We start from the raw sequence: 23,444 nt of genomic DNA, 5'->3' as shown, positions 1-23,444 counted from the left end.
GTCTGTGGACGATTAACGCTTGTCAGCGCTGCGCTTTTGCGTTTTAGTCACCACAGCGATTAGGATTTTTCTTAAGAAGCACTTTATACCAGGCCAGCAATAGGCGAATAACAATGAATAATAACTCTGACGTCATGTACCGGCTATTGGTGCAGAGCGTGGTGGATTATGCCATTTACATGCTCAAACCCGATGGCACCGTCGCCAACTGGAATGCAGGGGCACAACGCGCCAAAGGTTACACACCGGACGAAATCGTCGGTAAAAACTTTGCGCTGTTCTATAGCGAAGACGATCGTAAAAACGGAGCGCCACAGCGCGGACTTTCCGTGGCGACAGCGGTGGGGCGCTTCGAGACCGAAGGCTGGCGCTATCGTAAAGATGGCAGCGCCTTCTGGGCACATGTGGTGATTGACGCGATTCGTGATGATTTCGGCGAACTGCTCGGCTTTGCCAAAGTCACCCGCGACTGCACGATTCAGCAGGAGCAGCAGCGTAAACAGCATGAACAGGAGCAACGTTTCCGTTTATTAGTTGAAGGCGTAACGGACTACGCCATCTACATGCTTGATCTTGACGGTAACGTCGAAAACTGGAACGCCGGCGCACAGCGTGCCAAAGGTTACGTGGCCGAAGAGATTGTTGGTCAGAACTTTGCACGTTTCTACAGCGCGCAGGATCGTAAAAATCATATTCCGGAAAAGAACCTCAGCACCGCGTTCAAAACCGGCCGCTTCGAAGATGAAGGCTGGCGTTATCGCAAAGATGGCAGTGCGTTCTGGGCACATGTGATCATTGATGCGATTCGTGATGATGCGGGCACGCTGATCGGCTACGCCAAAATTACCCGTGACTGCACCGAGCAGCGTGAGCTGCAACGCAAGCAGCAGGAATACGAGAAAACCTTCCGTCTGCTGGTGGAAGGCGTCACCGATTACGCCATCTATATGCTGGATCTGCAGGGCCGCGTGGTGAACTGGAACGCCGGAGCGCAGCGTGCCAAAGGCTACATTTCAGATGAGATTGTTGGCCAGCATTTCTCGGTGTTTTACGGTTCGCAGGAGCGGCTGGCCAACACGCCGGAAGCCAACCTGGGTATCGCGCTGAAAACCGGTCGTTTCGAGGATGAAGGCTGGCGCTATCGTAAAGATGGCTCGGCGTTCTGGGCGCATGTGGTGATCGATGCCATCCACAATGAAGATGGCAAGATGATCGGTTTCGCTAAAATCACCCGTGATATCACTGAACGTCGTGAGAATGAACAGCAGCTGCTGCGTGCGCGGGATCTGGCGCAGGCGCAGAGTGCCAAGATGTCTGAGCTGTCTGGTTTCCTCGACACTATCATCAGCAACATCCCGTCGTGCGTGATTGTGGAAGACGCCATCAGCCGCGAAATCCTGATGGTCAATGACAAAGCCGAGCAGCTGTTTGGCGTCAGTAAATCATTGATTATGCATAAGCGCCCGCACGAGTGTATGTCGGCGGAGCTGAGCGACTATTTCAACAGCCTGGCGGATATTGCGCTGCGCAGTGAAGGCATTCATTCACGCGAACAGCTGCTGCTGACCGCAGGCGGCGATCGTATTTTGCATACCCGCGCCACCACCATTAGTGGCAAAGATATGCGTCAGAACTACGTGATGCTGATTGTCGAAGACGTTACCGATCAGCGTGAAGCCGATGCGCGCATTCATCATATGGCCCACCACGATAACCTCACCAGCCTGCCGAACCGTATTCTGTTCCGGCAGAAGCTGAGTGAAGCGCTGCGTCAGGATAATCATCACCACGCGTTGAGCGCCACGCTGTGTCTCGATCTCGATAACTTCAAGAACGTTAACGATGCGCTGGGCCATCAGATTGGAGACGATCTGCTGCGCGTGGTGGCAAAACGCTTGCGCACTGCGCTGCGCGACCATGACACCCTGGCACGAATTGGCGGCGATGAGTTTGCTATCGTGCTGCCTAATATCAACAACGCGCAGGAAGCGGCGGTGGTGGCTCAACGCCTTATCGAAGCGATCCGTCCGCCGATCAATGTCGAAGGGCATAACCTTTCTGTTGGTTTGAGCGTGGGCATTGCGTTGACGTCACAGGTCACTAACACGCCGGAGCATATGCTGCGCTGTGCGGATATGGCGTTGTACGAAGCCAAGCGCAACGGGCGCAACCGCTTTGAGCACTTCACCATGGAAATGGATGATGTGGCGCGCAGTCGCCGCGTGATTGAAAACGATCTACGTGATGCGATCACCGGGCGTCAGCTCAAGCTCTACTATCAGCCGATCACCAATGAGGACGAAATCATTGGCTATGAGGCGCTGATGCGCTGGCACCATCCGGTTAAGGGGTTAATCATGCCGAATGATTTTATCCCGATTGCCGAAGAGACCGGGCTGATCCATATGCTGGGTGCGTACGCGCTGTATGAAGCCTGCCGCGAGGCGCAGAGTTGGGGCACCGAGCAGTCGGTATCGGTTAACCTCTCGCCGCTGCAGTTTAAGAACAGCTCGCTGGTGTCGGTGGTGGAAGGCGCGTTACGTGAATCCGGGCTGGCACCGCATCGCCTCGAAGTGGAGATCACTGAATCGGTGCTGCTGGATGACACGCTCGGCAATATCCGCACCCTGCAAAGCCTGAAGGCGATTGGCGTGCAGATTGCGCTGGATGACTTTGGTACCGGCTATTCATCGCTCAGCTATCTACGATCCTTCCCGTTTGACAAGATCAAAATCGACAAGTCGTTTATCAACGACATGGGCGACAGCCGTGAAGCCATGGCGATTATCCGCGCGATTACCGGCATGAGCCGCAGTCTGGATATTCAGATCACCGCCGAAGGGGTGGAGAGCAGTGAGCAGTTTATGAAGCTGCGTGAAGAGGGTTGTACGCTGTTCCAGGGCTATTTCTTTGGTCGCCCGCAGCCTTCAGAACTGCGTCTGAAAGAGCTGGAGTAAGCGGTCGCCATAAATGGCGGCGCTACCACGTAGGGGGCGCATTGATGCGCTCCTGGCCAGGTATTCGCTCCTGATCGTCTATACACTCGTCGCCATCTAAGCGCACGATTTCAGCATAAAAAAACGCCCGGCATTGCCGGGCGTTGTACTGTTTGCTGTGTGTAATCTTTATTATGACTGGCCGTGGCCTTCGACGTTCATGCGGCCCAGATCTTTGTCCACCAGGAACAGGCCTTCGCCTTTGTTGCCCACCAGCGCCAGTTTGTCCAGTACGGTTTTGAACAGCTTCTCTTCTTCGTGCTGCTCAGCCACATACCACTGCAGGAAGTTGAAGGTTGAGTAGTCCTGCGACATCAACGCGGTGTGTACCAGGTCATTGATGCGCTGCGTGATCAGCTGCTCGTGCTTCATCGCTTCTTCCAGCACGTCATTCAGTGAATTCCAGCTAATGGCTGGAGCGTCAATGCTGCCCAGCACCGGCATGGCACCGGCATCGCTAACGTAATCGAACAGGCGCTGCATATGCTCCATCTCTTCGCGAGAATGCGATTTCAGGAATGAAGCGGCACCTTCAAAACCTTTGTCGCTGCACCATGCGCTCATCTGCAGATACAGGTTGGCAGAGAAGAATTCGAGGTTCAGTTGATCGTTCAGGCGAGAGGTCATTTCAGCAGTTAACATGGCTGAGTCCTTTTTAATTTGTCAGGTGAATTACGGTGAATTATGCATCAATCTATACTTTTTTGTGAAGGCTTTTTCGCAAAAAAGTTGAATTTATCTTATTGATTGTAAATGGAATTATTCAGTTTGTTGAATGCGAAGAGTTCTCAGTTTTAACTCATTTTCATTCACGCTGGATTGATTATAGCTGCCCAACGGCGGATGCTGGGGCTTGCCTTTACTTGTCAGGAGCTTAGCGGTGTCGAACGTTTTAGATCACTATCATTTCTTGCATGAAATCCCGGAGCTGGGTTTCGAAGAATTTAAAACCTCCGCTTATATTGCCGACCAGCTGGAGCAATCTGGTATCAAGGTGACGCGCGGGATTAACAACACCACCGGCATCGTGGCGGAAATCGACAGCGGCGTGCCCGGACCGGTGCTGGCGCTGCGTGCCGATATGGATGCACTTGGCCATATCATCAACGGCGTCGCCTGTGCGCGCCACACCTGTGGCCATGATGGGCACTCTTCTGTGGTGCTCACCGCAGCGCAAGAGTTGCTGAAAGAGGGCGCGATCAAGCGCGGCAAACTTAAACTGCTGTTCCAGCCTGCGGAAGAACTCGGTGCCGGTGCGCTGTCGATGATTGAGGGCGGCGCGCTGGATGACGTCGAGATGATTCTTGGTTTCCACGTGCGTCCACTGGAAGAGTGCCACGTCGGACAGGCCACGCCAGCGGTATTGTATTCGGCGTGTAGCACGCTGGAAGCGACGATCAAAGGTGTGCCTGCGCATGCCGCGCGCCCACATTTGGGCGTGAATGCGCTGGATGCCGCGGTACAAGCGGTGCAGGCGGTGAACAGCATCCATCTGGCGCCGGGCTTAACCTGGAGTGTGAAAGCCACGCGCTTCCTGTGTGATGCCGGAGTCACCAACTCAGTGCCGGATGAGGCGCGTGTGGTGTGGGATCTGCGTTCGCAGGAGAACGCGCCGATGGACGTGCTGAAACAGAAGGTGACGCAGGCGATTCAGCACAGCGTTGCCGCCTTGGGCGCAACGGCTGAAGTTGTCGTGTTGAAAGAGATGCCGGCGGCGGAGATCCATGATGAAGCGACGGCGGTTATCCGCGCGGCCATCGTTGATGTGCTCGGTGAAGAAGGGCTGCTGGATACCAAATCGACCCCCGGCAGCGAAGATTTCTTCTACTACCCGGTAAAGAATCCACAGGTGAAAGCCGGTTTCTGGGGATTGGGTACTAACCTGGTGCCGGGCCTGCATCATCCGGATATGCGTTTTGAACTGAGTTCTCTGGAGATCGGAGTGAAGATCTTTAAGGCAGCGGTAGTACGCGTTTTAGGTTGATAGCATTATTCCGCGCAATGGATTGCGCGGTTACGCATCTGCACTCTGCTGTTGCGGCGCGATTCATCGCGCATTATTGGTGACTTCACGCTTATCCCACGATTTCCCCGCCTGCTGAAATATTGTATGCTATGCCGCCTCAACGCTTACTGGATAACCGGATTATTGCCAATGTAGATCGCGCACATCTTGCTGTGAACTGACGCCACTGCGTCACCATTGGTTCCGTTATCCCCCGGCTTTGCCCGGAACGATTTATTCGCAGCGCGCTGCCCGCGTGTTGCCCTTGAAGAAGAATTCATACATGTCTAATCCTTCCTTTTTAGATGAAGTGGCGCGCCGCCGTACGTTTGCGATCATCTCGCACCCGGATGCCGGTAAAACCACCATTACCGAAAAAGTGCTGCTGTTCGGGCAGGCGATCCAAACCGCCGGTACCGTCAAAGGCCGTGGCTCCAGCCAGCATGCAAAATCTGACTGGATGGAGATGGAGAAACAACGTGGTATCTCCATTACTACTTCGGTGATGCAGTTCCCGTATCGCGACAGCCTTGTGAACCTGCTGGATACCCCAGGACACGAAGACTTCTCCGAAGATACCTACCGCACCCTGACGGCGGTTGACTGCTGTTTGATGGTGATCGACGCCGCGAAAGGGGTTGAAGATCGTACCCGTAAGCTGATGGAAGTCACCCGTCTGCGCGATACGCCGATCATCACCTTTATGAACAAACTTGACCGTGACATCCGCGATCCGATGGAAGTGCTGGATGAGGTCGAGAGCGAGCTGAAGATCGCCTGTGCGCCAATTACCTGGCCGATTGGCTGCGGTAAGCTGTTCAAGGGTGTGTATCACCTCTACAAAGATGAAACTTACCTGTATCAAACCGGTAAGGGCCACACCATTCAGGAAGTGCGCATTGTCAAAGGTCTGGCGAACCCGGATCTCGACGCGGCGGTCGGTGAAGACCTGGCTCAGCAGCTGCGCGATGAGCTGGAACTGGTGCAGGGCGCATCCAATGAGTTCGACCACGAGCTGTTCCTGAGCGGTGACCTCACGCCAGTGTTCTTCGGTACTGCATTGGGTAACTTTGGTGTCGATCATATGCTCGATGGCCTGGTGGCCTGGGCACCGACGCCAATGCCGCGCAAGAGTGATACGCGTCTGGTCGAAGCCAAAGAAGAGAAGTTCAGCGGCTTCGTGTTTAAGATCCAGGCCAACATGGATCCGAAACACCGTGACCGCGTTGCCTTTATGCGCGTGGTTTCCGGCAAGTACGAGAAAGGCATGAAGCTGCGTCAGGTGCGTACCGGCAAAGACGTGGTGATTTCGGATGCGTTGACTTTTATGGCCGGCGACCGTTCGCACGTTGAAGAAGCCTATCCGGGCGATATCATCGGCTTGCACAACCACGGCACCATACAGATCGGCGACACCTTTACCCAGGGTGAAAACATGAAGTTCACCGGTATTCCGAACTTCGCGCCGGAACTGTTCCGTCGTATCCGTCTGCGCGATCCGCTGAAGCAGAAACAGCTGCTGAAAGGTCTGGTTCAGCTGTCGGAAGAGGGCGCGGTGCAGGTGTTCCGTCCGGTCCACAACAACGATCTGATTGTGGGTGCGGTTGGTGTGCTGCAGTTCGAAGTGGTCGTGGCGCGTCTGAAAAGCGAATACAACGTCGAAGCGATTTATGAAGCCATCAACGTCTCAACCGCCCGTTGGGTGGAGTGCAGCGATGCGAAGAAATTCGACGATTTCCAACGCAAAAACGAAGTTAACCTGGCGCTGGATGGCGGTGATAACCTCACTTACATCGCCCCAACCATGGTAAACCTCAACATCACGCAGGAACGCTATCCTGACGTGAAGTTCCGCAAAACGCGCGAGCACTAATCCCGCCTCACAACAGGGCCAGTGATTTTCACTGGCCCTGTTTTTATCCTACAGACTCCTCCTAATTGCGCTGCGTTTATCGCTTTTTGGCGAGATATCAACCACAAAAGCCAGCAAAACCTGTAATCCCTACTATGATTATCCTGTCGGACGAGAAAAGAGACCTCTGGTTTCATTACGTCTATGAATGCAGCAACGCCGTTTGTTGCTGGCGCATTCGCAGTTGCGAGTGAGTTAACTGATAGAAGGATGATATCGATGAATAAGACTAAGATTGCTAAAACCCTGATTGCCGCTCTGGCTACCACTGCTCTGATGGGCGGCGCAGCCTACGCTGCGGACACCAGCAGCACGGGTTCTAAAATCGATAGTTCTATGAAAAAAGTCGATGGTTTTATGGATGACAGCGGCATCACTGCTAAAGCCAAAGCGGCGCTGGTGGATGATGAAGCGATTAAAAGTACGGATATCTCAGTAAAAACGCATCAGGGCGTGGTCACGCTGAGCGGCTTTGTCGCTTCGCAGGATCAGGCGGAAAAAGCCGTTGCGCTGGTGCAAAAAGTTGAGGGTGTGAAATCCGTCAGTGACAAACTGCACGTTAAAGACAGCAAAGAAACATCACTGAAAGGTTATGCGGGCGATACCGCAACCACCAGTGAAATAAAAGCTAAGCTTTTAGCAGATGACATTGTGCCATCGCGCAACGTGAAGGTGGAAACCACCGATGGCGTGGTGCAGTTATCAGGAGAAGTGGCGAACCAGGCACAGTCCGATCGTGCTGAGAAAATCGCCAAAGCCATTGAAGGCGTGAAAAGCGTGAAGAATGACCTGAAGGTGAAATCTTAACGCGAGCGAAGCGGCACTGTTTAGGTGCCGCATCGTAATAAAAACAGTGATGTACTAATAAGCAGTTCGATTTTCACTATGGTAAGGAGAGGCTTATGTTTCGTTGGGGTATTATCTTTCTGGTCATCGCTCTGATTGCTGCAGCATTAGGTTTCGGCGGTCTGGCGGGTACGGCAGCATGGGCAGCTAAAATTGTCTTCATTGTCGGTATTATTCTGTTCCTCGTAAGCCTGTTTACCGGGCGTAAACGACCCTGACCGATTGCGTTAACACAACGCTAACCCGCGAGTCACTTAAAGCGGAGACCAGTCATTTGCGGCATAATAGTTAGCCGCACCGATTGCACGATGCAATAGGTCAGGGAATGACAATGACTGGTTCTCCGGGATGCTGCCGTTAGCGGCTCCCTCAGAGCAGGAACACTGAGGGACATCCATTGGGAATACGCATCCCGGTGTCATTAGACACCTTTGAGCCCCTGGCGCTCACTCCGTTCAAATCCAACAAAATTGCTCTGGTCTGCGAAGGCGGCGGTCAACGCGGCATCTTCACCGCAGGCGTCCTTGATGAGTTTCAACGTGCAGGTTTTAATCCCTTTCAATTGATGCTTGGCACCTCCGCAGGGGCCCAAAACCTGTCCGCGTTTGTCTGCGCCCAGCCGGGTTACGCGCGTCGCGTCATCACGCGTTACACCACCAGCAAACTTTTTTTTGATCCGTTGCGCTTCGTGCGTGGGGGACATCTGATCGATCTCGACTGGCTGATCGACGTCACCAAACAAGAATTTCCCTTGTCGCTCAGCAACGCCGAAGGGCTGTTTGCCAAAGGCAGCGAGTTCTATATGTGCGCCTGTCGCGGTGACGATTACCGTGCCGAATATTTCAATCCCACCAGCCTGAACTGGCATGACGTGATCAAGGCCTCCAGCGCCATTCCGGGCTTCTATCGCAGCGGTGTGCTGATGGACGGCGTAAACTATCTGGATGGCGGGATTAGCGATGCGATTCCGGTACGCGAAGCGGCACGACGCGGTGCCGATACCATTGTGGTGATCCGCACCGTGCCGTCACAAATGTCTTATACGCCTAAGTGGTTCAAACGCATGGAGCGCTGGCTGGGTGACAGCGCGCTGCAGCCGATGATCAACATTCTGCATCATCATGAAGAGAGCTATCGGGAGATTCAGCAGTTCATCGATGAGCCACCCGATGATCTGCGCATCATTGAAATTTACCCGCCAAAACCGCTGGCGAGTATGGCGCTGGGCAGCCGTTTGTCTTCACTGAATCAGGACTACCATTTAGGGCGCCGCAGCGGTCGCTACTTCCTCGCCACGCTGGGTCAATGGCTTAGCGATGCCGAACCGTTCCTGCGCCAGACCACCGTAACGCCGCCGGCCGCCGTGGCGAATGCGCCGGACAATCGTGCGGTACACACCCCGCCGCTGGCGGATAACGATGCAGACTTTGATGCAGGATCGCTGGCATGAGATTTATCGACACCCACTGTCATTTCGATTTCCCGCCGTTTGTTGATGATGCGACTGAGAGCATCGCGCGGGCGGCGCAGTCGGGCGTGGAACGCATTATTGTACCGAGCGTGGATGCCAGCCGCTTTGCGTTGGTCAGCCAACTGGCGCAGCAGCATGACGCGCTGTACGCCGCGCTGGGTCTGCATCCGATCAACATCGCGGCGCATCAGGATGCGCATGTGGATCAATTGGAACAGTGGCTGCAAACGCCGGATTCGAAACGCGTGGCGATCGGCGAGATCGGCCTCGATCTCTATATGCAGGACGCGCAATTTGATAAGCAGACACGTTTGCTGGATGCACAGCTCAAACTGGCTAAACAGTATGACTTGCCAGTGATCCTGCATTCACGTCGCACACACGATCAGTTGGCGCTGCATTTGCGTCGACATGATTTACCGCGCCGTGGCGTGGTGCACGGTTTTGCTGGCAGCCAGCAGCAGGCGGAGCGTTTTATCCAGCTTGGCTATGCGATTGGCGTGGGCGGCACCATCACCTACGAACGCGCCAGTAAAACCCGCAATACCCTTGCCAGCCTGCCGCTCACCTCATTGTTGCTGGAAACCGATGCGCCCGATATGCCGTTGCAGGGTTATCAGGGCCAGCCAAACCGCCCGGAGCGTGCGCGTAATGTGTTTGACGTGCTGTGTCAGTTGCGCAGTGAATCGCCCGACATCATTGCCGATGCGCTGTGGCAAAACAGCCTGCGCGTGTTTGCCCTGCCTGCCTGATCCTCTCCCGACACAATCTGGATTTGCCGCTATTTTGGCCGGCATTGGCTACAGTAATAAAATCGGCATTACACATTCTCGCCCAGTTTTGTGATAATATTCACAACCTGTATTACGCCTGAAAAGCGCTGTGCTAGCGATTATTTGTGATGTGAATCACTAAATAATTGTATTCATATGACGAATTTTCTTTTTTCATGTGACATGAAGCGCAATTCATTCAGGTGTGGTTTGTTAGAATTGTCACATTATCCGGTGGCGTCGTCTGCCGGTCACCTTTTGGAGAGCATCATGACCGATCTTAAAGCGGCTGCACAACGCGCCCTGCAACTGATGGATTTGACCACCCTGAACGAAGATGACACCGATGAGAAGGTGATCGCGCTGTGTCATCAGGCGAAATCGCCAGCCGGTAACACCGCAGCGATCTGCATCTATCCACGTTTTATCCCTGCGGCACGTAAAGCACTGCGCGAACAGGGCACGCCTGATATCCGCATCGCCACTGTGACTAACTTCCCACACGGCAATGATGACGTTGAGATCGCACTGGCAGAAACCCGTGCGGCGATTGCTTACGGTGCAGATGAAGTGGACGTGGTGTTCCCGTATCGCGCGCTGATGGCCGGCAACCGCGACATCGGTTTTGAGCTGGTGAAAGCCTGTAAAGAAGCCTGTGCCGCCGCCAACGTGCTGCTGAAAGTGATTATCGAAACCGGTGAGCTGAAAGAAGAAGCACTGATTCGCGCGGCGTCTGAAATCGCTATCGATGCCGGTGCGGATTTCATCAAAACCTCCACCGGTAAAGTGCCGGTCAACGCCACGCCAGAAGTGGCGGCGATTATGATGCAGGTGATTCACGATAAAGGCGTGCAGCAGCAGGTGGGCTTTAAGCCAGCGGGCGGCGTGCGTACTGCGGAAGATGCCGCGATCTATCTGAAGCTGGCGGATGACATTCTGGGCGAAGGCTGGGCGGATGCGCGTCACTTCCGCTTTGGTGCTTCAAGCCTGTTAGCTAGCCTGCTGAACACGCTGGGTCACGCCACTGCGACCAGCAAAGCGGGTTACTGATTCCAGCCTGTTGGTCGCCATAAATGGCGACCCTACGTTGTTCGGAGCGTTTTCGTAACGGATGTTTGGTACGTTCCGTAACGGATGTCTGATGCATTTTCGTAACGGATGTTTGGTACGTTTTCGTAGGGTGCGCATTCATGCGCACCTGGCCGTTTTCACAGCACCCCCGGGGAGGCAACCTTGTTCCTGCCACAAGAAATTATTAGAAAAAAACGCGACGGCTTGCCACTGAGCGAGGCGGAAATCCGCTTTTTCATCAATGGCGTGCGTGATAACAGCGTGTCAGAAGGTCAGATCGCCGCGCTGGCGATGACCATCTATTTCCACGATATGAATCTGGAAGAGCGCGTGGCGCTGACCATGGCGATGCGCGATTCCGGCACTGTGCTCAACTGGAAATCGTTGAACCTCAACGGTCCAATCGTCGATAAGCACTCCACCGGCGGCGTAGGCGATGTGACTTCGCTGATGCTCGGTCCAATGGTGGCCGCGTGCGGTGGTTACGTACCGATGATCTCCGGGCGAGGGCTCGGTCACACCGGCGGTACGCTGGATAAGCTGGAAGCGATCCCCGGTTTCGATATCTTCCCGAGCGACGACTGTTTCCGCCAGATCATTAAAGATGTCGGTATCGCGATTATCGGCCAGACCAACTCACTGGCTCCAGCCGATAAGCGTTTCTACGCCACGCGCGATATCACCGCGACCGTCGACTCGATCCCGCTGATCACCGCCTCGATCCTCGCCAAGAAACTGGCGGAAGGACTGGATGCGCTGGTGATGGACGTGAAAGTCGGTTCCGGTGCCTTTATGCCGACCTTTGAAGCTTCAGAAAATCTGGCGCAGGCGATTGTCGGCGTAGCAAACGGCGCGGGCTGTAAAACCACCGCGCTGCTCACTGACATGAATCAGGTGCTGGCGTCGACCGCTGGTAACGCGCTGGAAGTGCGTGAAGCGGTGCAGTTCCTCACTGGCGAGTCTCGCAATCCACGTCTGCTGGAAGTAACGATGGCGCTGTGCTCGGAAATGCTGATCTCCGGCAAGCTGGCAGAGAATGACGCCGAAGCGCGTCAGAAACTGCAGAACGTGTTGGATAACGGCAAAGCGGCGGAAGTTTTCGCGCGGATGGTCGCGGCGCAAAACGGTCCGGTGGATTTCATCGAGCGCATGGACAGCTATCTGCCTGCACCAATGCTCAGCAAAGCGGTGTACGCCGATCGCGCCGGGATTGTCAGCGCCATGGATACGCGTGCGCTGGGCATGGCAGTGGTATCACTCGGGGGTGGCCGTCAGCGCGCCAGCGACAGCATTGATTACAGCGTGGGCCTGAGCGAGATGACCACGTTGGGCACCAAAATTGACGTGCAGCGCCCGCTGGCGGTGATTCATGCTGCTTCGGAAGCGCAGTGGCAGCAGGCGGCAGAAGCGGTGAAAGCGGCAATTACCTTGAGCGACCGTGCGCCCGCAGAAACGCCAGTGGTGTATCGCCGCGTCAGCGAGTAACGCTTCTTCGTGCCAGGCAGCGGCCGTTCGGGTATACTGATCTGATCGCTTTTTTTTGACTTGTCATCGCGCCATTGCGCAGGAGACTTGCATGAAACGTGCTTTTATTATGGTTCTCGACTCCTTCGGGATCGGCTCCAGCAAAGACGCCGATAAATTCGGTGATGAAGGATCGGATACGCTTGGCCATATCGCCGAAGCGTGCTTCGAAGGCCGCGCCAATGAAGGTCGCGAAGGCCCACTGCATCTGCCCAACCTGACCGCGCTCGGTCTGGGTAAAGCGGCTGAACTCTCTACCGGACGTTTCCCGCCGGGCCTCGACGCCAATGCCGAAATCATTGGTGCCTACGCTTACGCCAGCGAGTTGTCATCCGGTAAGGATACGCCGTCAGGCCACTGGGAAATCGCCGGCGTGCCGGTGCTGTTTGACTGGGGCTACTTCAGCGACAAAGAGAACAGCTTCCCGCAGGAACTGCTCGACGTGCTGGTGAAACGCGCCAATCTGCCGGGCTATCTCGGTAACTGTCACTCATCCGGTACGGTGATCCTTGACCAGTTGGGCGAAGAACACATGAAATCCGGCAAGCCGATTTTCTACACCTCGGCGGACTCGGTGTTCCAGATTGCCTGTCACGAAGAGACCTTTGGTCTGGATCGTCTGTATGAGCTGTGCGAAATCGCGCGTGAAGAGCTGACCAACGGTGGCTACAACATCGGTCGTGTGATTGCGCGTCCGTTTGTCGGCGACAAAGCGGGCAACTTCGAGCGTACCGGTAACCGCCATGATCTCGCGGTGGAACCGCCTGCGCCGACCATGCTGAAAAAGCTGGTGGACGAGAAGGGCGGCGAAGTGATTTCCGTGGGTAAAATTGCGGATATCTACGCCGAGCAGGGCATTACCCAGAAGGTGAAAGCCACCGGTCTGGATGCGTTGTTCAACGCCACCATCGAGCAGATGAAGAAGGCGCCGGACAACTCCATCGTGTTTACTAACTTCGTTGATTTTGACTCCACCTGGGGCCATCGTCGCGATATCGCCGGATATGCGGGCGGTTTAGAGTTCTTTGACCGCCGTTTGCCGGAGCTGATGGAGCTGGTGAAAGAGGGTGATATTTTAATCCTCACCGCCGACCACGGTTGTGATCCAAGCTGGGAAGGCACAGAGCATACGCGCGAGCACATTCCGATTTTGATTTATGGTCCGAAAGTGAAGCCGGGATCGCTGGGTTATCGCGATACCTTCGCGGATATCGGCCAGACCATTGCGAAGTATTTTGGCCTGTCCAGCATGGACTACGGTAAAAGCCTGCTGTAAAACAGCCCACCAATTTTAAAAAGGAAAATAACCATGGCAACGCCTCATATTAATGCAGAAATGGGTGACTTCGCGGACGTGGTGCTGATGCCGGGCGATCCGCTGCGCGCTAAGCACATCGCAGAAACCTTCCTGGAAGACGCGGTTGAAGTCAACAACGTGCGCGGCATGCTGGGTTACACCGGGACGTACAAAGGTCGTAAGATTTCGGTCATGGGTCACGGCATGGGGATTCCATCCTGCTCGATCTACACCAAAGAGCTGATCACCGATTTCGGCGTGAAGAAAATCATCCGTGTCGGTTCCTGTGGTGCGGTACGTGCAGATGTGAAACTGCGTGATGTGGTGATTGGTCTGGGTGCCTGCACCGATTCCAAAGTGAACCGTATGCGTTTCAAAGATCACGACTTCGCGGCGATTGCTGACTTCGACATGGTGCGTAACGCGGTTGATGCGGCCAAAGCGCTGGGTGTTGATGCGCGCGTTGGCAACATCTTCTCTGCTGACCTGTTCTATACGCCAGATCCGCAGATGTTCGATGTGATGGAGAAGTACGGCATCCTGGGTGTGGAAATGGAAGCAGCCGGTATTTACGGCGTGGCCGCGGAGTTCGGTGCTAAAGCGCTGACCATCTGCACCGTGTCGGATCATATCCGTACTCACGAGCAGACCACCGCTGCTGAGCGCCAGACCACTTTCAACGATATGATCAAGATCGCGCTGGAGTCGGTGCTGCTGGGGGACTGATTCACGCTATTGGTTCGGTGCGCATCAATGCGCACCCTACAAAACACCCCACCCGTAGGGTCGCCATTTATGGCGACCTGAATCCCTTCTCGTAAACATCTGACACACTTTTACCCAGGCTTGTGCATCTTCGTGCTGGCTCTAAAGCAATCTCTGCTTATCATTAGCGTGATAACAAAGAGACTAAGCCCCCCTGATGAATTTCCGTAATTTCGAAGCCGAAGAGAAACTGTTTGTCCGCCGCGCGCTTGTCGCTTTTGCCCTGGTCGTCATCTGCTTCATTATCCTTGGCGTTAACCTCTATCGTATTCAGGTGGAGCAGCACAGCTATTACCAGACGCGCTCCAACGAAAACGACATCAAAATGATCCCTATCGCGCCGACGCGTGGGTTGATCTACGATCGCAACGGCATTCCGCTGGTACGTAACGTCACCTGGTACGACATCCTCATCACGCCGTATAAAATCGACAACATGCAGGAAACGCTCAAAGAGCTGACGCCGATGGTGAATCTGACGCCAGAAGAGATCGACACTTTCGAGCATGAACTCAAACAAAACAGCCGCTACAAACCGGTCGAACTGAAAGGCGAGTTGACCGACGAACAGGTGGCGCGCTTCTCCGTCAATCAGTTCCGTTTCTCCGGCGTGACTATCGATACCTATGAAGATCGTGAGTATCCGTATGGCGCCGATTTAGCCCATGTGGTGGGCTACGTTTCCAAGATCAACGATAACGATTTCAAACGCCTGAATGCTGAAGGCGTGGGCGAAAACTATGCTGCCGACCACAACATCGGTAAGCAGGGCATTGAAGGCTATTACGAATCCATTTTGCACGGCAAAACCGGCTATCAGGAAGTGGAAGTGGATAACCACGGCCGCATCGTGCGCGTGCTAAAAGAGGTACCGCCGGTTGCCGGACAGAACGTCTATCTGACGCTGGATTTGCATCTGCAGCAGTATGTTGAGAGCCAGCTGGCCGGCCAGCGTGCAGCGGCCTTGATCGAAGATCCGCGCGATGGCAGCGTGTTAGCGATGGTTTCCGCACCGAGCTACGACCCGAACCCGTTTGTGAAGGGCATCAGCTACAAGGCGTATAAGACGTTGCTGGCGGATAAAAACCTGCCGCTGATCAACCGCGTCACGCAAGGGCTCTATCCCCCGGCTTCCACGGTCAAACCTTATATGGCGATGTCCGCGCTGCTGACCAAAGTGATCACCCCCAGCTTTACCATTTTCGGCGCACCCACCTGGACGCTGCCGGGCACCGATCGTAAATATCGCGACTGGAAAAAATCGGGGCACGGCACGCTGGATGTCACCAAGGCGATTGAGGAGTCAGCGGACAGCTTCTTCTATCAGGTGGCGTTTATGATGGGCATCGATCGTATTCACACCATGCTGAGCCAGTTTGGCTACGGTAAACCGACCGGCATCGATCTCAATGAAGAGTATGCCGGATTGCTGCCGAGCCGCGAGTGGAAGCAGAAAGTGCATAAACACGCGTGGTATCAGGGCGATACGGTATCAGTAGGTATCGGGCAGGGTTACTGGATTGCGACGCCGATTCAGATGGTGAAAGCGCTGGTGGCACTGCTCAACAATGGCCGGGTGATCAACCCGCATCTGCTGGAGAAATCGCAGCGCGGCACCGAACAGCAGCTGTATCAGCCAAAAGCGCCACAGCCGCAAATTGGCGATCCAAAATCACCGTACTGGTCACTGGTGCGTCACGCGATGTTCGGCATGGCCAATGCGCCAAACGGTACTGGCTATAAGTACTTCCACACCGCGCCTTACGGCATTGCGGCCAAATCGGGGACGTCTCAGGTGTTTAGCTTGAAGCAGAATCAGGTCTACAACGCGAAAATGATCCCGACGCGCCTGCGTGACCACATCTTCTATACCGCGTTCGCACCGTTTAATGATCCAAAAGTGGCGGTAGCGTTGATTCTGGAAAACGGGGGAAGTGAAGGGGTGACGGCAGCACCGTTGATGCGCAATATTCTCGATCACATCTTCCTGCCACCATCATCTGAACCACCGGTGGAAACGGCGCAGAAAAATTAATTTGCGCGAGACCGCACCCAACGTAACGGTGCGGTTTCTCGCGCGAAGCTGATAAAGCGGTATTGCCGATCTCTGCGCTAAAAATAATGCTCTTTTAGCGGAAGAACACCCGGTTGCGGCCGTGGTTTTTGGCATCGTAAAGCGCGGCATCGGCGTTGTTATACAGGGTTTCAAAATCGGAACCCGGCTTGCCATAGCTGACGCCGAGGCTGGCGGTGACCAGTTGACCCGGCAGTACCGCCAGCGGTGACGCATTCAGCGAGGCATGCACCGCGCCCGCGACAATCACCGCGTCCGATAAACGGTAATGCGGCAGCAGCACGGTAAACTCTTCCCCGCCGATCCGGCCAATGCTGGCATCTTCCGGACAGTGAGCCTGAATACGCGACACCAAACCACAAATCACCTTATCGCCCATCGGATGACCGAACTCATCGTTGATCTTCTTGAAGTGATCAATATCGAGGATGATCAGCGCCGCCGGGCCATTGCTCAACGTATTAGTAATACGCTGAATGATGGCACCGCGGTTCCAGACAGCGGTGAGGGGATCGTGGCTGGCTTTGTACTCCAGCTCCTGAGCCAGTTGTTGCAGCTGCTCATTGACGCGGTTCAGCTCGCGTTCAGCGCGGTCACTGCGCGAGATCATACGATAGGTCTCGCGCATCAGGCGCTGATAGTGGCGATTAACGTTCAGCAACGCATCACGATAATCTTCCGCACTGAGCGAGGTCTGAGCCGCCACATCCTGAGCGCGCGTTAGCACCTCGCTCTCTTCGCGGAACAGCTCATTCAGGTCCATCATGAGGCCATTTCCGCTCGCAGATTCACTTGCAGATCGGTAAAGTCCAGCGCCAGTTCCTGACCGAACTCTTCAGACACATCATCTTCTTCATCAAAGAACCAGTTGAGTTCCACCGTCTGGCCTTTTTGCGCCAGCTGATTAAACAGATCAAACAGGCTGAACAGCATTTTGGTGCTGGAGCTGTTGAAATAGCGCAGCGCGATATTGGCTTCAATCTGGCCGCTTTTTGCGGGCTGCCAGCTTTCCAGTGCATCCAGCAAGGGACGATAGAAGGCGGCGGCGTTTTCCGGCCACGATTCTCCGCGCAGGGCGAACTGGCCAGTTTCGAAGTCAAAATTGACCTCAGGCGTGCTTTCTGTGGCAGCAATAACAAGGTTTTGCATAAACAATTCAATCCTGGTGAATGGTGGCTTTGAGCCAAAACGTGGCGTAACCACTGGACTCCAGCGGACGCAGTTCATACTCCAGCGGTTCACTGACATCGCGGGCAAGCGTCAGTAATCCTATGTTGGCCCCTTTGCTTGTAGCAGGGCTCTCAGCTCGCAGACCTACGCGGTAAGCCTGTTTGATCTCTTCATTGCTCATGGTGCGCAGCAAATCCAGCCAGTAACGCAGCTGCTCACAGGCGACTTCATCGACCTGATTGCTGCTCTCCAGCACGTAATTGTCACCCTCTACGCGCAGCGAGACGGTGCCGAAGCGAAAATCCTGCTCGGCGTGGATCATCACGCGGCTATCCTGCGAATAACGCAGGATGTTCTGTACGATTTCAACAAAGCTGGAGAACAAGCGGCGGCGCACTTTTACTGGCGCCTGCTGGTTCTCCAGAAAGACCTTAATCACCTCGCCCATGGCGGTGATGTTCTGCGGCGAGAAGAAGCCAGTATAGTGCAGCGCCACGCTTTCTGGCGGGACGCGGCTAACGGTTGAACCTGAGTTCATAAGGTGCTCATTAATAACGGAAGCCAAACCAGGTGACATCATCGCGTCGCGGCTGGTTGCCTTGCCAGTTGAGAAATTCCCGCTCGAAGGTCGCTGACAGCTCGGTCATCGGCAGGGTTTGATATTGAGTTACCAGCGTCTGAATGCGCTTTTTGCCAAACATAATGTGACGCTCACCGCCGGGCTGATCGGTTACGCCATCGGTCATTACCAACAACATATCGCCGGGATGCAGCGTGCGTTGGTGTTCCGGCCAGATGTAATCATGCGGCGTATCGGTGTAACCCACACCTACGCGATCTGCCTTCAGCGATTCCGCTTCTCCTGCGGCCGGATGTAACAGCGCATGCATACGTGCGCTGGCCCAGCTGAGTTGATGTTGGTCGGTATCGAGGCGCAGCGCGATGGCATCACAGCCGTCATTGGAGAGCGACGTTTGCTGCGTGGCATTGAGCTGCCCAAGGGTTTGTTTAATATGACGATTCAGTGATTGCAGCAGATCGGACGGTGCCCGACGGTTTTTCTGCAGCGCGTTTTCCAGCGCGGATTGCAGGATCACCGTCATAAAGGCACCCGGAATGCCGTGGCCGGTGCAGTCGGCAATCAATGCCAGCCAGCCGTGTTCATCCTGATGGAATGCATAATAGTCGCCGCCCACACCATCGCGCGGCTGCCAGTGCAGGCACCAGTCATTGAGCTGCTGGGCCATTTGCTGTTTTGAGCGATCAAGCATCGCGTCCTGAATCACGCGCGCATAATCGATGCTCTGCAAAATTTGTTGATGCTGCTGCGCCTGCAAATCGGAGACGGTGCGGATCAAATCGATCCCCAAACCGATACCGATATAGCGGCCTTGTTCGGTCAGAATAAAACCGTCGGTGACCGATTTGTCACCGGTTGCCACCACCTGATGCGCCACCTGATCCAGCTCGGTATCGGCATCAATCACCAGCGGCTCTTTGTCCATAAAAGCGATGCAGCTTTTGCGGTCATAGAGTTCGCGGAAGAACGGGCGCGTCATCTGTGACAGGAAGATATGGCGGTTGATCATGCCAAACGGCGTACCGTTCTCGATTACCGGCAAACCGATCAAATCTTTGTGTTCGGTAAACAATGCCATCACCGCAGTGTTGTCCATGGCTGGACTGACAAACGGCACCTCAATGCACAGCGAACGCGCACGGGAACGGCTCGACAGGGAGGTTAATCCTGCGCGTAAATCAGGCAGCAGCATAAGAATTATTCTGGCATTGATTAGGATTTATCCTAGATTACTGCACTGCCATGACAGTTTTATGTCACAGCAGTGCAGTAGAAGAAGAGAAAACAGGAAAAATTACCCTTCTTTCAAGGCTTCAGCCACATGACTGATGGCGCGCACCACTTCGCTGGAGCTGCCGCGGATCTCAGAGATTACGCCGCCCGCTTCTTTGGCTAACACGACGCCATGATCTGCACGTTTAAGGTTCGATTCGATGCCTTTTAATGCTTTTTCGGCGAGAGTGTGGTTGTGCTGCACCATATTCTCGATCTCGGTAGTCGCGCGGTTGATGTTTGCCGCCAGCGTGCGCACCTCGTTAGCCACCACGGCAAAGCTGCGACCGTGCTGACCCGCTCGCGCGGCTTCCACGGCTGCGTTGAGTGCCAGCAGATTGGTTTGATCGGCGATGCGGCGAATGCTCTCGACAATCGCTCCAATACGGTCGGAAGATTCACTGAGGTTACTGATATCGCCGGAGATGCCATGCAGCTCGCCCGCCAGTTCATTGATGGTTTGCACACTGTTTTCAATCACCGTGGCACCGATGCGCGTGCTCTCACTGGTTTGCAGCGCGGTTTGATACGCCTGCTGTGCCGCCACGCGCTCCAGATGGTTTTTCTCCACCTGCGCGGTAACATCGGTGGCGAATTTCACCACTTTGTACAGTTCGCCGGCCTCGTTGAACACCGGGTTATAAGTGGCGCGCAGCCACACGGTGCGGCCTGATTTGTTCACGCGCTCAAACTGTCCGGAGATATATTCGCCCTGATTCAGTTTGTGCCAGAAGCGGCGATACTCGTCACTGTTGCGCATCTCCGGCGGGCAAAATTTGCTGTGATGGACGCCAACGACTTCATCATTGCGATAGCCCATGGTTTTGAGGAAATTGTCATTCGCCATCAGCACTTCGCCTTTGAGGTTGAAGGCGATGACCGCCATCGAACGCTCAATCGCGGTGGTCATGGATCGCTGCTCCTGCGCATCAATAATGCGTGCGGTGATATCACTCGCCAGCTTAACGATTTTGATGACCCGACCGCTGCGATCCTGTACCGGCACATAGTTAGCCTCCAGCCAGATAGGGCGGCTGTGCTTGGCTACGCGTAGGAATTTATCGCTAAAGCCTTCGCCACGGTTCAGGCGGCGCCAGAAATCGCGATACTGCGGAGATTGGACTAAATCAGCGGTGCAGAACATGCTGTGATGCTGGCCTGCAATCTCCTTCAGCGTGTATCCCATGCGCTCAAGAAACAGATCGTTGGCGGTGAGGATATTGCCTTCCGGCGTGAATTCGACCATCGCAATCGCATCCTGCAACGAACTGAGCGTTGCGCTGCTGCGAGCGCGCTTCTGCCACGCCAGGCGTGACAGTATTCCCGATGTAATAGTACTAAACATGGTGGACCTTATAATTGGTATTAGTCGTCACATCGGTTATCGGCGGGTGCGGTTAAAAATTCACCACTAAAGTTAGTAGTTGCGTTTATTTTTTACCGGATGGTCTGAAGGTTGCTGTAAAAGCCAGCAGTCAGCGGATTTTTGCCGAAAAGCGTTTGACGGTGCGGCCTGAGTAGGGTTTAATGCGCCCCGTTGCCCGGATAGCTCAGTCGGTAGAGCAGGGGATTGAAAATCCCCGTGTCCGTGGTTCGATTCCGCGTCCGGGCACCATACATCGAAGCACACTGGTTAGAAGTGAGATCTCTAACGGGTGTCTAAACGAAGATGGTGTTCAAAGCAACGGTGACTGCATTTGCAGATGCATCATCCAAGATTGAACATAAAAATCTTCAAGAAAGGGTACCAGTTCACGCTGGTGCCCTTTTCTCGTTACCTCAAATGATTACAACACCCTTCTGCCCTGTCAATACCCAAGCTAGATTCTTAGCAGTGAACAACTCTTAGAATCCCCCCGTTTCCTGTCCATTCGTCAACCCTATAAGTAACTATCCAGTTAAAACTGGCATTCGTTCATGGGTGTTTTTCAGATAAAAAAAAGCCCAAATCATTTGGGCTCGAAATTGTGGAGTAAATATTTTCATTCTTCCCTTTTGCGGTAGGGTTGAGTGAATTGTAATCGTGATTAGCTCCAACCTTTTATTATTCTATGCTTTAAATATATTTAGTGATTTATTTACCATCGGTTAGGTGATTGCTTTATCAATATATGCTTTTAATTGACTTCGTTTCTTGACGGATTTCTCTGTAGGTACGATTAATTAATAGGGACATATTTTATGGCTTGGTAATGTTGAGGTTGGAAATTCATAAGGACCAAACTGCTAATTTATCAATATGTTAAATTTAATAACCACAGGGGAAATGATGAAAAAGAACACTAATGAACATACAAATGAATCAGAGACCTTGCTTAAAAGCGGACTTGCCTGGAATGGTCAACGTTTAGATAGCTATCCCTCAGGCGAACTTGAAATTACTGTTATGAAAATGACCATCCCCGCTCATTCAGAGTTACCATGGCATACTCATCCCATTCCTAACACTGCCTACATTCTGTCCGGCTCTCTGACCATTGAAGACAAAGAAAGCGGAGAAACCAAAACCTTTCACGCTGGCGAGGCTTTCAATGAGTCCATCGATATTGCACACCGAGGATTCACCACGGATGAAAGCGTTGACGTCATCATCTTCTACGCAGGCGCAAAGGGTGATGAGCTCTCCGTCCCACTACCTGGAGAAGAATCTGAGTATTAAGGCATCCAGTGCTTACTACTAATTGATTTTTAAAATGAATGGAGGTGGTGAAAGCTACCTCCATTCATCTGCATTACCCGTATGAGGCCGACACGTTTGACTCCTTACTGGTTCAACCCTAATCCTTTTTTATCTAAAAACTCAGTAATTGTTTGCGCGAGTTTTCGTATCTGGGAATCGTCACGCAGGTCTGGATGTTTCGCTAACCAGATATCCAGCGTTAGCATTGGTTGTTCAGTGGGCAATTTAATCAGCCGTGGTTCTTTATCCGCTAAAAAACAGGGTAAACCCGCTACACCAATTCCTGAACAAGCTGCCTCATATTGATTGCTCAAATCGCTGACTTCACAACTAACCCGCCTCTTTCCTATAACCTCATACAGCCATCTTTTATGCGCGAAACTGGGTTCCTTGTGGGAATAAGCAATAAAATCCCAGCTTGAAGGATTTTTAATATTCCTGTAATCAGGCGTGGTATATAAACCAAACTTCATCAGACCTGCTTTTTTTATAATATCGGTCTCTTCTATTGGCGGAGAGAGGCGCAGCGATAAATCAGCTTCCATTTTTGAAAGAGACACAAATTGTGGTTCACTCTGAATAGAAAGCTGTATGTCAGGATTTTGCTGCGTCATCTCAAAAAGAGCGGGAGCAAAAAAATGTCGGGCGAGTATTGGTGGAGCCGAGATCGCTACCCTTGAACGGGTAGATGTTTTACCGGAGGAGGAAAGTCGCGCAACGGAATAAACTTTCGCCTCAATATCCTTTGCCTCTTTTAAAATTTTTTCACCAATCGGTGTCAGGCGTGCTTCACGAGGTCGTCGGATGACAAGTTGAATGCCCAATACTGCTTCAAGCGATGCAAGCCTGCGACTCACTGTGGCTTGATCAACTTTCAAATCTTTTGCAGCACCTGAAATCGTACCGGCTTTAGCAATGGCCAGAAAAAAACGGAGATCTTCCCAATTCATGATGTATGCGTTTTTGCATGGATGGTGTGCAAATTTTAGTATTTACGCATGTCGTGTC

Annotated in this window: 20 protein-coding genes and 1 tRNA gene; 14 read left to right on the top strand and 7 right to left on the bottom strand. The window is 53.5% G+C overall.

Annotated features, from left to right (window positions below):
- Nucleotides 1-113 precede the first annotated feature (113 nt).
- Nucleotides 114-2,957, top strand: coding sequence for a bifunctional diguanylate cyclase/phosphodiesterase (locus LBW88_RS19625; RefSeq protein ID WP_224933865.1), 2,844 nt, complete (start codon nucleotides 114-116; stop codon nucleotides 2,955-2,957).
- A 171-nt stretch (nucleotides 2,958-3,128) separates the two neighbouring features.
- On the opposite strand, the gene ftnA is transcribed toward LBW88_RS19625, so the two are convergent.
- Nucleotides 3,129-3,638, bottom strand: a complete 510-nt coding sequence (gene ftnA, locus LBW88_RS19620) for a non-heme ferritin (protein ID WP_224933864.1) — start codon at nucleotides 3,636-3,638, stop codon at nucleotides 3,129-3,131.
- A gap of 238 nt (nucleotides 3,639-3,876) precedes the next feature.
- Between ftnA and LBW88_RS19615 the strand changes: the two genes are divergently transcribed.
- The 11 genes from LBW88_RS19615 to mrdA all read left to right on the top strand — a co-directional run bounded on the left by LBW88_RS19615 (nucleotide 3,877) and on the right by mrdA (nucleotide 16,695).
- Nucleotides 3,877-4,980: a M20 peptidase aminoacylase family protein gene (locus LBW88_RS19615; protein WP_224933863.1), complete on the top strand. Its 1,104-nt coding sequence runs from the start codon at nucleotides 3,877-3,879 to the stop codon at nucleotides 4,978-4,980.
- Between the two features lie 304 nt (nucleotides 4,981-5,284).
- Entirely contained in the window at nucleotides 5,285-6,874 is a 1,590-nt protein-coding gene (gene prfC, locus LBW88_RS19610; protein ID WP_224933862.1) for a peptide chain release factor 3, read from the top strand.
- 258 nt (nucleotides 6,875-7,132) lie between these two features.
- Nucleotides 7,133-7,720 carry a molecular chaperone OsmY gene (osmY, locus tag LBW88_RS19605; protein WP_224933861.1) on the top strand — a complete coding sequence of 196 codons (588 nt, stop codon included), beginning with the start codon at nucleotides 7,133-7,135 and terminating at the stop codon, nucleotides 7,718-7,720.
- A gap of 95 nt (nucleotides 7,721-7,815) precedes the next feature.
- A complete protein-coding gene (locus tag LBW88_RS19600; protein WP_007893192.1) occupies nucleotides 7,816-7,977 on the top strand; it encodes a DUF1328 domain-containing protein in 162 nt (53 codons plus the stop codon).
- A gap of 179 nt (nucleotides 7,978-8,156) precedes the next feature.
- Nucleotides 8,157-9,209, top strand: a complete 1,053-nt coding sequence (locus tag LBW88_RS19595) for a patatin family protein (protein WP_224933860.1) — start codon at nucleotides 8,157-8,159, stop codon at nucleotides 9,207-9,209.
- On the top strand, nucleotides 9,206-9,982 hold the full coding sequence (locus LBW88_RS19590) for a TatD family hydrolase (RefSeq protein WP_224933859.1): 777 nt from the start codon (nucleotides 9,206-9,208) through the stop codon (nucleotides 9,980-9,982). The genes LBW88_RS19595 and LBW88_RS19590 overlap by 4 nt, the downstream gene beginning before the upstream one ends.
- A gap of 291 nt (nucleotides 9,983-10,273) precedes the next feature.
- Nucleotides 10,274-11,053, top strand: a complete 780-nt coding sequence (gene deoC / locus LBW88_RS19585; RefSeq protein WP_224933858.1) for a deoxyribose-phosphate aldolase — start codon at nucleotides 10,274-10,276, stop codon at nucleotides 11,051-11,053.
- A 183-nt stretch (nucleotides 11,054-11,236) separates the two neighbouring features.
- Nucleotides 11,237-12,559: a thymidine phosphorylase gene (gene deoA, locus LBW88_RS19580; RefSeq protein ID WP_224933857.1), complete on the top strand. Its 1,323-nt coding sequence runs from the start codon at nucleotides 11,237-11,239 to the stop codon at nucleotides 12,557-12,559.
- Nucleotides 12,560-12,650: 91 nt separating this feature from the next.
- On the top strand, nucleotides 12,651-13,874 hold the full coding sequence (gene deoB, locus LBW88_RS19575; protein ID WP_224933856.1) for a phosphopentomutase: 1,224 nt from the start codon (nucleotides 12,651-12,653) through the stop codon (nucleotides 13,872-13,874).
- Nucleotides 13,875-13,907: 33 nt separating this feature from the next.
- Nucleotides 13,908-14,621, top strand: coding sequence for a purine-nucleoside phosphorylase (gene deoD / locus LBW88_RS19570; RefSeq protein ID WP_034828492.1), 714 nt, complete (start codon nucleotides 13,908-13,910; stop codon nucleotides 14,619-14,621).
- A 196-nt stretch (nucleotides 14,622-14,817) separates the two neighbouring features.
- Nucleotides 14,818-16,695 carry a penicillin-binding protein 2 gene (gene mrdA / locus LBW88_RS19565; protein ID WP_224933855.1) on the top strand — a complete coding sequence of 626 codons (1,878 nt, stop codon included), beginning with the start codon at nucleotides 14,818-14,820 and terminating at the stop codon, nucleotides 16,693-16,695.
- Nucleotides 16,696-16,789: 94 nt separating this feature from the next.
- Here mrdA and LBW88_RS19560 read toward each other — a convergent pair whose 3' ends face one another.
- From LBW88_RS19560 to LBW88_RS26550, 5 genes are all read right to left on the bottom strand, one after another.
- Nucleotides 16,790-17,500, bottom strand: coding sequence for a GGDEF domain-containing protein (locus tag LBW88_RS19560; protein ID WP_224933854.1), 711 nt, complete (start codon nucleotides 17,498-17,500; stop codon nucleotides 16,790-16,792).
- The gene (locus tag LBW88_RS19555; RefSeq protein ID WP_224933853.1) at nucleotides 17,497-17,883 is read right to left on the bottom strand and encodes a DUF1987 domain-containing protein; all 387 of its coding nucleotides are present in this window, start codon (nucleotides 17,881-17,883) and stop codon (nucleotides 17,497-17,499) included. The genes LBW88_RS19560 and LBW88_RS19555 overlap by 4 nt, the downstream gene beginning before the upstream one ends.
- 7 nt (nucleotides 17,884-17,890) lie before the next feature.
- On the bottom strand, nucleotides 17,891-18,442 hold the full coding sequence (locus LBW88_RS19550) for a SiaB family protein kinase (RefSeq protein ID WP_224933852.1): 552 nt from the start codon (nucleotides 18,440-18,442) through the stop codon (nucleotides 17,891-17,893).
- A gap of 10 nt (nucleotides 18,443-18,452) precedes the next feature.
- A complete protein-coding gene (locus LBW88_RS19545) occupies nucleotides 18,453-19,676 on the bottom strand; it encodes a SpoIIE family protein phosphatase (protein ID WP_224933851.1) in 1,224 nt (407 codons plus the stop codon).
- Nucleotides 19,677-19,778: 102 nt separating this feature from the next.
- Nucleotides 19,779-21,101: a PAS domain-containing methyl-accepting chemotaxis protein gene (locus LBW88_RS26550; protein WP_320442540.1), complete on the bottom strand. Its 1,323-nt coding sequence runs from the start codon at nucleotides 21,099-21,101 to the stop codon at nucleotides 19,779-19,781.
- 194 nt (nucleotides 21,102-21,295) lie between these two features.
- Between LBW88_RS26550 and LBW88_RS19530 the strand changes: the two genes are divergently transcribed.
- A tRNA-Phe gene (locus LBW88_RS19530) sits at nucleotides 21,296-21,371 on the top strand.
- 654 nt (nucleotides 21,372-22,025) lie between these two features.
- Nucleotides 22,026-22,415, top strand: coding sequence for a cupin domain-containing protein (locus LBW88_RS19525; protein WP_224933850.1), 390 nt, complete (start codon nucleotides 22,026-22,028; stop codon nucleotides 22,413-22,415).
- A 104-nt stretch (nucleotides 22,416-22,519) separates the two neighbouring features.
- On the opposite strand, the gene LBW88_RS19520 is transcribed toward LBW88_RS19525, so the two are convergent.
- The gene (locus tag LBW88_RS19520; RefSeq protein WP_224933849.1) at nucleotides 22,520-23,386 is read right to left on the bottom strand and encodes a LysR family transcriptional regulator; all 867 of its coding nucleotides are present in this window, start codon (nucleotides 23,384-23,386) and stop codon (nucleotides 22,520-22,522) included.
- Between the last annotated feature and the right edge of the window lie 58 nt (nucleotides 23,387-23,444).

The organism is Pantoea sp. alder81 (genome assembly GCF_020179835.1).
In the GTDB taxonomy this organism is placed as follows: domain Bacteria; phylum Pseudomonadota; class Gammaproteobacteria; order Enterobacterales; family Enterobacteriaceae; genus Pantoea.
Note: the sequence above shows the minus strand (reverse complement) of the source record. Positions and strands in the feature narration are given on the sequence as shown.

Coding starts and splice junctions, on each gene's coding strand:
- LBW88_RS19555 (WP_224933853.1), bottom strand. CDS start 17,883: ATGCAAAACCTTGTTATTGCTGCCACAGAAAGCACGCCTGAGGTCAAT.
- ftnA (WP_224933864.1), bottom strand. CDS start 3,638: ATGTTAACTGCTGAAATGACCTCTCGCCTGAACGATCAACTGAACCTC.
- LBW88_RS19545 (WP_224933851.1), bottom strand. CDS start 19,676: ATGCTGCTGCCTGATTTACGCGCAGGATTAACCTCCCTGTCGAGCCGT.
- LBW88_RS19590 (WP_224933859.1), top strand. CDS start 9,206: ATGAGATTTATCGACACCCACTGTCATTTCGATTTCCCGCCGTTTGTT.
- deoD (WP_034828492.1), top strand. CDS start 13,908: ATGGCAACGCCTCATATTAATGCAGAAATGGGTGACTTCGCGGACGTG.
- LBW88_RS19525 (WP_224933850.1), top strand. CDS start 22,026: ATGAAAAAGAACACTAATGAACATACAAATGAATCAGAGACCTTGCTT.
- LBW88_RS19560 (WP_224933854.1), bottom strand. CDS start 17,500: ATGATGGACCTGAATGAGCTGTTCCGCGAAGAGAGCGAGGTGCTAACG.
- LBW88_RS19625 (WP_224933865.1), top strand. CDS start 114: ATGAATAATAACTCTGACGTCATGTACCGGCTATTGGTGCAGAGCGTG.
- prfC (WP_224933862.1), top strand. CDS start 5,285: ATGTCTAATCCTTCCTTTTTAGATGAAGTGGCGCGCCGCCGTACGTTT.
- deoB (WP_224933856.1), top strand. CDS start 12,651: ATGAAACGTGCTTTTATTATGGTTCTCGACTCCTTCGGGATCGGCTCC.
- LBW88_RS26550 (WP_320442540.1), bottom strand. CDS start 21,101: ATGTTTAGTACTATTACATCGGGAATACTGTCACGCCTGGCGTGGCAG.
- LBW88_RS19550 (WP_224933852.1), bottom strand. CDS start 18,442: ATGAACTCAGGTTCAACCGTTAGCCGCGTCCCGCCAGAAAGCGTGGCG.
- LBW88_RS19520 (WP_224933849.1), bottom strand. CDS start 23,386: ATGAATTGGGAAGATCTCCGTTTTTTTCTGGCCATTGCTAAAGCCGGT.
- osmY (WP_224933861.1), top strand. CDS start 7,133: ATGAATAAGACTAAGATTGCTAAAACCCTGATTGCCGCTCTGGCTACC.
- mrdA (WP_224933855.1), top strand. CDS start 14,818: ATGAATTTCCGTAATTTCGAAGCCGAAGAGAAACTGTTTGTCCGCCGC.
- LBW88_RS19600 (WP_007893192.1), top strand. CDS start 7,816: ATGTTTCGTTGGGGTATTATCTTTCTGGTCATCGCTCTGATTGCTGCA.
- deoC (WP_224933858.1), top strand. CDS start 10,274: ATGACCGATCTTAAAGCGGCTGCACAACGCGCCCTGCAACTGATGGAT.